This is a genomic window from Candidatus Erwinia haradaeae (assembly GCF_900698855.1).
GTDB classification, from domain to species: Bacteria; Pseudomonadota; Gammaproteobacteria; order Enterobacterales; family Enterobacteriaceae; genus Erwinia_E; species Erwinia_E haradaeae_F.
The window spans coordinates 25,421-37,254 of the sequence record NZ_LR217699.1 but is presented as its reverse complement, the minus strand read 5'-3'; the positions used below and the strand labels follow the sequence as shown (position 1 = coordinate 37,254).

The 11,834-nt window shown below is 29.7% G+C and carries 7 protein-coding genes; 2 read left to right on the top strand and 5 right to left on the bottom strand.

Annotation, left to right across the window (positions count from 1 at the left end; all coding sequences use genetic code 11):
• Positions 1 to 1,682: 1,682 nt before the first annotated feature.
• From HACICURT3053_RS03370 to bioB, 4 genes are all read right to left on the bottom strand, one after another.
• Positions 1,683 to 2,738, bottom strand: a complete 1,056-nt coding sequence (locus HACICURT3053_RS03370; protein ID WP_157992329.1) for a Replication protein — start codon at positions 2,736 to 2,738, stop codon at positions 1,683 to 1,685.
• Positions 2,731 to 2,889 carry a hypothetical protein gene (locus tag HACICURT3053_RS03365; protein ID WP_157992330.1) on the bottom strand — a complete coding sequence of 53 codons (159 nt, stop codon included), beginning with the start codon at positions 2,887 to 2,889 and terminating at the stop codon, positions 2,731 to 2,733. Before HACICURT3053_RS03365 ends, HACICURT3053_RS03370 begins: the two co-directional genes overlap by 8 nt.
• A gap of 515 nt (positions 2,890 to 3,404) precedes the next feature.
• Positions 3,405 to 3,542, bottom strand: coding sequence for a hypothetical protein (locus HACICURT3053_RS03360; protein WP_157992331.1), 138 nt, complete (start codon positions 3,540 to 3,542; stop codon positions 3,405 to 3,407).
• Between the two features lie 1,494 nt (positions 3,543 to 5,036).
• Positions 5,037 to 6,074 carry a biotin synthase BioB gene (gene bioB, locus HACICURT3053_RS03355; protein WP_157992332.1) on the bottom strand — a complete coding sequence of 346 codons (1,038 nt, stop codon included), beginning with the start codon at positions 6,072 to 6,074 and terminating at the stop codon, positions 5,037 to 5,039.
• Positions 6,075 to 6,177: 103 nt separating this feature from the next.
• Between bioB and bioA the strand changes: the two genes are divergently transcribed.
• Together bioA and HACICURT3053_RS03345 are read left to right on the top strand one after the other, a co-directional pair.
• On the top strand, positions 6,178 to 7,467 hold the full coding sequence (gene bioA, locus HACICURT3053_RS03350) for an adenosylmethionine--8-amino-7-oxononanoate transaminase (protein WP_157992333.1): 1,290 nt from the start codon (positions 6,178 to 6,180) through the stop codon (positions 7,465 to 7,467).
• A gap of 113 nt (positions 7,468 to 7,580) precedes the next feature.
• A complete protein-coding gene (locus HACICURT3053_RS03345) occupies positions 7,581 to 8,765 on the top strand; it encodes a NupC/NupG family nucleoside CNT transporter (protein WP_157992334.1) in 1,185 nt (394 codons plus the stop codon).
• Between the two features lie 1,087 nt (positions 8,766 to 9,852).
• Here the strand turns inward: HACICURT3053_RS03345 and HACICURT3053_RS03340 are convergent.
• On the bottom strand, positions 9,853 to 10,353 hold the full coding sequence (locus HACICURT3053_RS03340; protein ID WP_157992335.1) for an Hsp20 family protein: 501 nt from the start codon (positions 10,351 to 10,353) through the stop codon (positions 9,853 to 9,855).
• Between the last annotated feature and the right edge of the window lie 1,481 nt (positions 10,354 to 11,834).

Here is an 11,834-nt window from a genome sequence, read left to right as displayed (position 1 = left end):
TTAACTTAGTAAAATTATTATAATTTTTTATTTTTTTATATTTAAAATATATAAATATATTTACTAGTCTGATATAATAACAATATTTTATATTATTTTTAATATAAGTGAATAAAAAGGTTGGATATAAAATAAAAACTTTATTTGTCTACTTATTATTAATAAAACATTTTTAAAAAAATTTTAATTACATTAAATACTATTTAAAATTATTTAAATTAACTTATTTTATTTTTAAATAAAAAAAATTAATTGTTTCTAAAAATATTTTTCTAAAAATATAATCTATAATTTTAATTATAGACTAACTTTTTATTCAAAGTTGAATCATTAAAAACTCTTTCAAAAAATTTATTTTAAGAATATCATTAATAGTTGTTACAAATATCATGTATTAAGAATTTTTAATATTTCCTAATTGAACGTCGAATCTAATAAATAACATTGTTAATTTATTTATTAATGGATAGTTAATATTTTTGAAATAAATTTTAAGAAAATTTTATTTTAAACCAATTAAAATAAATTATATATATAATATTAAAGGAATTTTAATTTTTTCTAAAAGAATTGATTTTAATGAATGAAAGATACGTTATTTTAAATGAATGATATATCTTCTTATTTTTGATAAGATATTAATAAATAATAAATTCTGACTTTGATTGTCAATTATTTCTAAAAAATATAAATTTCTTGAATAATTTAATTGAGATAATTAATAGTATTCATACTTTAAAATAGATGTTTTTACCAAAATACATTTTTACTCAATGATTACATCATATATATATCTCTTTTTTGATCATCATTACATTTCTGATTTTAATTGGATACAAATATATGTTATTTGAAAATAAAAAATATTTATACTAAAAGTATAATATATTAGTTAAAAAAATCTTATTTATTAAAGTCATTTTATAAAGTTATAAAAACTAATTATTTTACTTAAACCTTTCTATAGTTGTTGTTAAAGACAAAATCTTATTAATTAAGAGAATTTTTTTAAAATAATTTTAGTCCACTTTTTTTATCTAAAATAATATAATTTCATAATGTTAATCATTTTATAATTTTATAAAAAATTTTTATAAATTTTATAACATAAAAATAATTTATTTTATGCGATTTTAAGAATTAAAACAAGATCTATATATCATATATTTTATCCATAATAATTATCACCCCTTCTCTTACTTTTATTCTTCTTTACTGTGTCCATAAAAAATTCTCTACGAATGATTCGTTTCGCTATTAGACCGTTTTCTTTGGTTTGTTTAGAAAACACCCTCTATTTTTAATACAGGGTGGATTTTATTAAAAAAATCATCTTTTTTCTTGAATATAAAAGATCTACCTAAAGACCTGTGAAGGGCTTTAGGTAGTCTTTCTTTAGAAAGCATATTTTGTGCAGAAATAACGTTCGAAATTAATAAAAAAAAATTAAAAATATAAAGGTTTAAATTTTTTTTTAAAAAAGTTTTAAGGCTGATTTAATTAATATTAAAAAATTCTTCATTTCACATTAATTTTGGGGTTAAAAATGCTTATGTAGAGAAGAAATAAAGATAAAAAAAACTGTTTACCGATACAAGAAACAGGGGAGATCTAATCCCTACCTGGAATTTTGTTTATTATGTAATTTGTTGAAAAAAAATCAGCAATTTAAAATTACTAAGTTATGGTAGAGGGATTCCTGCACGCTCAAGGAGGAGACGATAATACTGCTCAGTACTTGTGGCATGATTCAACAGATGTGGAAATTCTGTCTTGATCGCATTTTCTAAATTTAATCGTATTACTGGTGTGCACGCATCACTTGCTGACCACGCCCACCAAGCCATTTGATACCGTACTTCACTTAAATGTCGAGATGAAATACGTTGTTTTTTATGCGCAATTAAAGAAGTGTTAAGATCTGCGATAATAGATTCTTTTTCATGAAATAATTCTGGACTAACCACCCAACGTTTAATACTTTTTAGTCGGTTTTTTAAAGAGTGATGACGATCAATATCAATTCCAAGGCGAGCCATTTTTAGCTGATGACGCTCATATTTATTACGTAAAGAAACTGAAATACCTGCTGATATTGCCCACTGACGATATTTATGTAGCCATTGACGCACGCTTTCAACATTCATTCCGCGTGAGGTAAAAAAGTTTTCTGTCAAGAAAACTCTCATTGGTTTATTCTGACCGGAGTCACTTTCTCGACCACGGTGAACTATGACGTAATCTAATTGCTCAAGTACACGCAAGGCGTGTAATAGCACGTCGTATGCTTTACGGCCATTATTGTAGACATGTAGGACACCCATGCGTTGTGCTATTTCTGCGATTGGTAGTATAACCTCAAACATATACTGACTGTATGGACTGTAGTCACAGTTTGCTGCAAGAGTTAATGAAAGAGCGCTGAGCGCTTCTCTACTTTCAGAGCGCGCTGTTATACGAAGTGGTTTTGGTTGATAGGAGCGATCGAATATACGTGAATAGGGTGTATAACCATTTCTTCTCAGTGCTATAAGATCACTATTTTGACGCCAATCATGATTTTTAATACAAGCCATAACTTTTGCAGCCATTCCACGCGGTATTTTTCCGGTAAATTGTGGCTTATGATTACGGTGTATTTTGACTTGCCCTTTGCGCTGACAATTAGCTTCACCACGACGTGTCTGACGATATAGAACTTGGTCAGATTCTTGTAGCATTACGGTGTTATCATTCACCCTGTCCAAATCTTATGGCGGATAAGGGTTGTTTTTTTAATATGCATTTGTTATAATCCTTTACAGGCATTAGCCTGCTAACGACCCCTCGGTCTCTGGTTCTTCCGCCAAGTTGACGCAGAATCGAGGGGTTTTTGCATCGAACGACCACTTCAATGTGATCGCATCTCCCGAACGATTTTAGGATACGTCCAATCCATTAAGTTTATTTTGTTGTTCCAAAAAGCGGTTAAACATTAGAATCAAACCAAAATATAACTACAACATGCACCAACTCTTTAGCTATTCTGAAATTATTTTTCATATATTAAAATCTGTAAGCCAAGAATTGATCAAGAACATTTCTCTTAATTTAATTCCATAATCCTATGTTAGTGCATGGCTCGATACTAACTGATATGGAGATGCTCTAACTGTTTTTTTACAGAGAGAGAAATTTTATGTTGTGTTATCTAGATATACGTGGAGCTATAATTCTCCGAAGAACTTAATTTGCTTTATTCTGTTATCTTAATGTTTAAGCTAATTAGTTTTTATTCTTTGTATATCTTAATCAGAGTGTTTCATAGAAATACGTCTGATTTTATTTTAGTTATGTTAAACAACATGATCTATGTCTAATCTTGATCTTCGTGTATTTAGTTACATAGGCTAATATGTTTGTTCTCAATCTTGAACACTAAAAACAACGAAGTGATCTAGATGCGTTAATAACCACTCTCTATTAACCCCATACTGAACTCTTTGTCGTATCTTAAGATTCTCAATTACGACTCTTGAGGCTGAGAGTATTGGTCTAACCAATATATCATCCCTATTTTGGGGCGGAATCAACAACTTAATTTTTTCGACGAGCTTTAAAAGTAACTCGTATTTTTAGTATTGATTAGCTTATTTATAGTCTTTTTATAGAGTCGTATTTTCTTTCCAGCAAGATTTATTTTTGAAAAAAATGCTGACTGAATTAATCAAAAGAAAATATTTTATCTATTCAAACACTTTATTTCTAGATCAAGCTAATTTCATACTTTGTTTACCATGGAAGAGCAATATTTGGCGGACGATCTATGCTCTTTCATATTAAACTTCAAGTTTTAAAATTCCTAATAACAATATCACTTCTTTTTGATTATAGATATTGGATATTAACTATTGTTATCTTTCTCTAATTGAAAATTCTTCGAAAATTCTAGATTAAAATAGCCATACTTCTATTAGGTAATAAATTATACCAATAAAATTCACAAAGAAGAAGTCCTAATATTGTCTATTATCCATTTACTGAGTTTATTAATATAACACAAGCAGTGGATTTGGTGATTTATCTATTTAATTTTAGAAATTTTATTTAAATTCTGTGATGCTATACGATAATTTGATAATTCTCATCTATATCTGCTCGATGGAATTCAGTTTATTTATATACTCTTTATAACATAAATTCTACTTATATAGAAAGGTTAATAACAGTAATATCTTTATTCTTCAAAAATTTTTAAGGTTACTCGATATTAATCCTACTATATACTATCTTTTCTATTAAGAATTAGTCTAAGAACAATATAAGGAATGTTAAAGGACATAATATCTTTTCAATGTTTTTAAATTTAAAATCGATTGTTAGTGAAATTTTTTATTAGAAAATATTGTCTATTAATCAACTATTATTTTAGACTTGAAATGAGATAAATCACCAGAACTTGATTAATGGTAGGGATCTAGTTTTTTTTATGAAGATTAGACGAGCTCTTTCCCGAAAGAAAGATCAAAGAAAGTACTAAGATTCATTTTTTCTAGTAATAGAAAAAATTTCAATATCAGTCATGCTATCTAGATGATAGAAGACTATCTATCTATAATATAACAATATGTAATTGTTCCGCAGACAAAAGAGTGTCTGCGGCTTGGCTTAAAGATTTCTATCGAATTAAAGATGAAATCAGAGATATCTTGGTTTCTTGACTTGCGTTTCTATGAATAATCTTATAATAACTAATATCTCAATAAATATAGTAATCATAACAATGAATTAATAAAAAGTGAATATTTCAGGGTTTAGATATAGTAAGGTAATGCACCTTACAACACAATAAAAACTAACATCATATCTGTATTATTATTTCTATAATGATCTATATCATTTTGAGTTTTTATTTAGATTATTCTTGAACATAATTAGAGCGAAAGCATTTAAGAACCTCTAAAGGAGCTACATTTATAATAGAAGATTATAAATGAAATATATTCTTAATTCTCTTCTTATGAACCCGAACACCATTAATTAGTGCGCAAAATTAATTAGTTTGCAGCATTATAATATTTTTCTGTATCTAAAGATAGCAAGCTTTCTGTTAGATTTTTTTCTTTTTCTTGATTACCTTCTGATATCTTTTGATGTTGGATTGTAAGACCAAGTTTTTTAAATAACCGTAAGTCATGATCTTCATCTGGATTAGGCGCGGTTAGTAATTTGCATCCATAAAACACAGAGTTAGTGCCTGCCATAAAACATAGTGCTTGAGTTTGTTCATTCATCTGTTCTCTTCCAGCAGATAATCTAACATAAGAATTTGGCATCATAATACGTGCTATGGCAATAGTACGAATAAAATCAAATGGATCTACGTCATTAGCGTCAGATAGTGGTGTACCTGGTGATTTAACCAACATGTTGATAGGAATACTTTCTGGCTGTATTGGTAAGTTAGCTAATTGCACCAGTAATCCTGCTCGATCATTGATGTTTTCACCCATCCCTACAATTCCACCAGAACATATTTTAATACCTGCTTGACGTATGGTACTAAGTGTATCTAGCCTATCTTGATAACTACGGGTGCTGATGATTTTGTTGTAAAATTCTGGTGATGTATCTAAATTATGATTATAAAAATCTAGACCAGCTTTAGCCAACCGATGTGCCTGATCATTGTTGATCATGCCTAAGGTCATGCAAGTTTCAAGACCCATCGCTTTAACACCTTTGACCATCTCTTCCAATAATGGCATGTCACGATCACGTGGATTTTTCCAAGCAGCCCCCATACAAAAACGTGTGGAACCAGCTTTACGTGCTTTTTGTGCCGCATCAAGTACTTTTTGTACTTCTATCAGGTCTTCTTTTTGAATACCTGAATTATAACGTGCGCTTTGCGGACAATATTTGCAATCCTCTGGACAAGCGCCTGTTTTTATTGATAACAGTGTGCTAACTTGAATTTCACCAGAGATAAAATGCTGACGATGTACCTGTTGGGCTTTAAAAAGTAAATCAAAAAAAGGCTGATCAAACAATGATCTGGCTTGTTCAGTAGTCCAGCGTTGAGGAATTGACATAACAGTTACCCATAAAATATTTAAGGAAATAGATGGTTGTAAGTATAAAGTTTGCCGTTACACTGTCCATAATGTATTTAAATTTATTTAATAGGATATCCTGATGCAGGCTAATGATCTCGCTTTTGACAAACGACACGTTTGGCATCCTTATTCGTCTATGACCCGACCTCTACCTACTTATCCGATTGTCTCTGCCAGTGGTTGTAAGTTAATTCTTGGAGATGGTCGGCGATTAGTGGATGGCATGTCTTCTTGGTGGGCAGCTATTCATGGTTATAATCATCCTATAATTAATCAGGCAATGCACAAGCAAATTAACGAAATGTCACATGTTATGTTCGGCGGTATTACTCATCCATCTGCGGTAGAATTGTGTCGTCGTTTGGTTGCATTAATGCCGTCTGACCTGGAGTGTATTTTTTTAGCTGATTCCGGTTCTGTGGCTATAGAGGTCGCAATGAAAATGGCACTGCAGTATTGGCAAGCATCTGGCCGTCCTCGTTGTAAATTTCTTGCGCTGCGCCAGGGCTATCATGGTGATACTTTAGGTGCAATGTCGGTTTGTGATCCTATTAAGTCGATGCACAGTATGTATTCCAGTTATCTGCCTGTGAATCAGTTTGTTAATTCTCTTAGAAGACGTTTTGGAGAAACTTGGCAAATAAGTGATGAAAAAGAGTTTTCTACCCTTTTTTCTTCGTGCCATCATACCTTAGCAGCAGTGATCATGGAGCCAATTGTACAAGGGGCTGGAGGGATGCATTTTTATCACCCTGAATATTTACGCGTAGCACGAGCTTTATGTGATCAATATGGAATATTATTAATTGCTGATGAAATAGCAACTGGGTTTGGTCGTACTGGTAAATGGCTAGCTTGTAATCATGCCAATATTATTCCAGATATTTTGTGTCTTGGGAAAGCGTTAACTGGAGGTGTGTTAACTCTTTCGGCTACCTTAACCCGTCGTTATATAGCAGAAATTATTAGTGATAGTGACGCCGGTTGTTTTATGCACGGTCCCACGTTTATGGGAAATCCTTTAGCTTGTGCAGCAGCTACTGCTAGCCTATCTCTTCTTGAAGACAGAGCATGGTATCATCGTGTAACAGCAATTTCTGCTCAACTGAGAAGGGGATTATCTCCTTTAGTGGGGCATCCAAATGTTCTGAATGTCCGAGTATTAGGAGCTATTGGTGTAGTAGAAGTAAGAAGAGTCGTAAATATATCTTTGTTACAGAATTGGTTTGTTGAGAATGGTGTATGGATCCGTCCTTTTAGAAATCTTATTTACTTAATACCTCCTTATATTATTTCATCAGAAGAGCTTACACAACTTATTGAGGCTATTACTAATTCTTTAGATCATCCTGAGCATTTCGATGCTTGAATACCTATATAAAGAATTATATTTATTAAATTTCTTGTTTCAATATTCAATTAACAGCCAAACATAGCACACGGAATAAAATAAAGTCCTTATTTATTTACTGGAGTATGGATATGTTTCGGATTCTTCATTTTCTAGCATCACTAGCTGTGATTATATTACTGTCTGTGTTAGTAAGCGATGACCGAAAGAAAATCCGTATTCGTTTTTTGAGTCAGCTTCTTGTTATTGAAGTTCTATTGGCATGGTTTTTTCTGCATTTTGAAATAGGTGTGGGATTTGTAAAAAAAATCTCAGAGTTATTTGATCATTTGCTAAGGTGTGCGGCATATGGAACTAATTTTGTCTTTGGCAACATGAGTGATAAAGGGCTCGCATTTTTTTGGCTTAATGTTCTCTGTCCTATTATTTTTATATCAGCGCTGATTGGTATACTTCAGTATTTGCGTGTCCTTCCAGCTATAATTCGTATACTTGGCACTGCTTTATCAAAGATTAATGGCATGGGTAAGCTAGAATCTTTTAATGCGGTTAGTTCACTAATGCTTGGACAATCAGAAAACTTTATTCTTTACAAGGACATATTAGGACAAATTTCAGAAAAACGCATGTATACGTTGGCGGCGACAGCTATGTCGACTGTTTCTATGTCTATAGTTGGTGCTTATATGACTTTGTTACAACCAAGATATGTGATACTAGCTTTAGTATTAAATATGTTTAGTACTTTTATTATTTTATCGTTAATTAATCCCTATTGCGTGGATGTTCAAGACGAGCTCAAACTAGCTGATCCTCATCAAAAACAAGGTTTTTTCGAAATGCTTAGTGAATATATTTTAGCCGGTTTTAAAGTCATGGTGATTGTAACAGCAATGCTTATTGGTTTTATTTCTTTAATCACTAGTTTTAATTCTTTGTTTGATTCTGTGTTTGGTATTAGTTTTCAAGGAGTTCTTGGTTATATCTTTTTTCCACTAGCATGGGTATTAGGTATTCCAAGTTATGAGGCCTTGCAGGTAGGTGGTATTATGGCTACAAAACTAGTTTCTAATGAATTTGTTGCAATGATTGATCTGCACAAAGTTATAGAAAAACTTTCTCTCCATTCTGAAGGTATTTTATCAGTATTCTTAGTGTCTTTTGCTAATTTTTCCTCAATTGGCATTATTAGTGGTTCCATCAAAGGTCTACATGAGGAACAAGGCAATATAGTATCACGCTTTGGTTTAAAACTTTTATATACTTCCACGCTCGTAAGTCTTTTATCAGCTGCAATTACAGGTTTTGTCCTCTAACAATATTAAGACTAGGTAAAAATAGTTTCTAGATGTTTTGCATGATCTATATGGATAATGAAAACCATTTCAAACAATATAAGTAATAAAAATTATACTAAATCATTCAGAATGAGTTATTATATTTCTTATTTTAAAATTTATACCTGATGAATGTAGTTAATATATTTTAGCGGATAGTAAGAGAATTAGGTTCTAGAGACAAAAAAATAATTCTGTAAATTACAAAACGTGCATTTTATATAAATATGATAAATAATCTAATATTTTATAAGATCTGGATAGTAATACAATGGATTATAGAGATAGTAACATCAAAATATGATTTGTATCATCTTTTGATTGAAGTTTAATTATTTGAGTCAGTGCTTATTAATACAATTATATTGTATCTAAACTAGAATATTATATATTTAATTTTTAAACAATTTGCATACATAATTAAATATTCTTCTAACTTAGAAATAAGATTTACTTGAATAGAGATGACATCTTTATTTACTTGTGAACCTCTGTTTTATTCAATGGCCTAATATGCTATATAAAGAATATTTGAATCAGAAAGAACCGGTTTGCAACAAAAATCATATGAATGAGCGAATGTTGTATAGGTCGCACGGAGAGTGTTTGTTTGTCTTCGTAGATAAAAATATCTGTTAGTAGTTAGAAAAATATCTAGACAGTTACTAGTGTTATGTTAATTCATAATAAAATTAAGCTTCGATTTTTTTAAATCGAACTAATGTTATTGTAACAGCTCTTCCTTCAACAGGAAGAGCTGTCTGCAGATTAGAATTAATTTTTACATTTAGGATGGATCAATAGTTTGTTGCATTGTGTCATAGAAAATACTAGAGTGGCGAAAGTATCTCGAGTAAACAACTAGAAGGTTGTATATGTATTGTAAATATTATAGCTAAAATGAAATAGTTTTCTAATAGCTACCCTTTAGTCTAAGAACGTTTGGTAATGAAAATCGGAGAGTGATCTAGAAGATATAGCCCGGTAAACGTGACAAATACTACAGAATAATTTTGAATTATAAACAAAAATAGCGCCTTATAAGGCGCTATTTTTGTTTATAATGTCAAGTCTTGTTATGTTCAATAGTATGCCCATCTTTATTATTGTTATTTGATCCGATAGAAATCTTTTTGGGTTTCTCTTGTTCGGGGATGTCATAAGTAAACTGTAGTGTTAATAATCCATTATCTAGCTTGGCTTGATAAATCATAATGCGATGCTCTAAACTAAAACTTAGAGAAAATTCTTTTTTTTGGATACCTTTGTGAAGATAAGTCATACTGTCTTTTTCTTCAGTAGAAGTTATTTCTTCGCTTTTTGGAATACCACGTAAAGTGAAGTGATTATTAAGTACTGAAATATCTAATTCATTCTGCGTATAGCCTGGTACGCTTACTGTCATTTCATAATGTTCTTTATCTTTTTGTAATAGATTGTATGCAGGGACATCACCAACAGGTGATTCACCTGTTAGACGACTAAAAAGATTGTCAATCTGTGTAAAACGATCAGATAAAAGATTATTGCTCCATGTAGGTATGAGAGAGAAAGAACGGTAGGCCATAGCATCCTCCTATAAAATACATATAATTGAGAATAAAATTATACTCACATATTAACTATATGGGTATGTATAAAGATATTTCAAGGATTGTTATTAAAAAGATTGAAGAAACTAATATTTTCATGACTCAAGTCTATTTTCCTTCTATGGAATTAGTTCTATTTATTGAAGTATTTTAGATTATTAGCTAGAAATACATATTTATATATATTTCATTTTTTTGATTATTATTAGAATTAGAGAATCATTAATACATTTAACTATAGCTTCTCAAAATAATAACTTTAATGGTTATATTCTACAGCAATTTTTTGGTTTGATAAAATAGTAATAAATTTTACTAGATAAGATTTATATCGTTTTTTTTGAATATAAGATTTAAACCATTTTCCTAAAATACTCTAATTTATTGATGTACAAGAATCGATAACATTGTTTAATAGAAGCTTAGATAAGATTTTTAAAAATCTTCATTATATTAATCATTCCATTCAAAAAAGTTAAATTCTTAGATTGGATTAGGACAGTTCATTTTCTTGTTTCTAAGATTTCATGGTTAATAAACGTTTTTTAATTTTTATCAGGTAATCTAAAGGTTATTTTTATGAAATCAATTTATCAATTTCAGCTGATGTCCATTGACTTTATTAATAAACATCTCTAACATATAATTAGTATTAGTTAAAAAATCAATCATGAATAATACTAGTTTTAATTTTATCTAGTACGCAGAGTTTAAATCATTAATTCTTCTTATTCTTCATGTTTTAATCGGTGCCTTAATAAGAGATTAGTTAATTTTTAATGAACATACTAATGATTACTCTAGAGAGGGTTGCTAATAAAACTAATACCTATCCCAATAGATCTAATCTTTATGTAACTTGAATTCTAATTTTAAGACAAAAGAGATTCTACTCTATATATGAAATGCTACTTTATATTATGATTAAAGGTATTTTAGTCTACCAAAAGTAGATTTAAAGTTTTGAAAACACATTTATAAATGAAAATATGGATACATTTTATTTTTTTAAGTTTTTAATTACATCATTTATAATTATTATATAATTTTAATTACAGTTAATTAAAGGAGAGCGCTTCTTATCGCAAGACAAATATATTGTCGATAAAGTAATTAAGAATGTACACAAGGCCCTATAATGTTCGTAATTGCCTCCAGTATTTTAGAGATAGATAAATAAGGGTCCTGTCCTAATATTTAATTTAAGTGATATTTTACTTAGAAACGTTATAACTTAGTTAATAAGTGAGCCTAATTTAAAAAGAAAACCTATAATGTAGATAAAAAAAGAAATCTACTTAGTTTTACTAAGATGTAAAATGGGATTGGAATGATTTAATTTTTCATATACATAGTGATAATAATAAAATTATCTTTATTGTAAATCTAGGATATAATCCAGACTACATCATAATCTAGTTTATAGTATATTCTAGTAGCTTGTTATGCATAAATT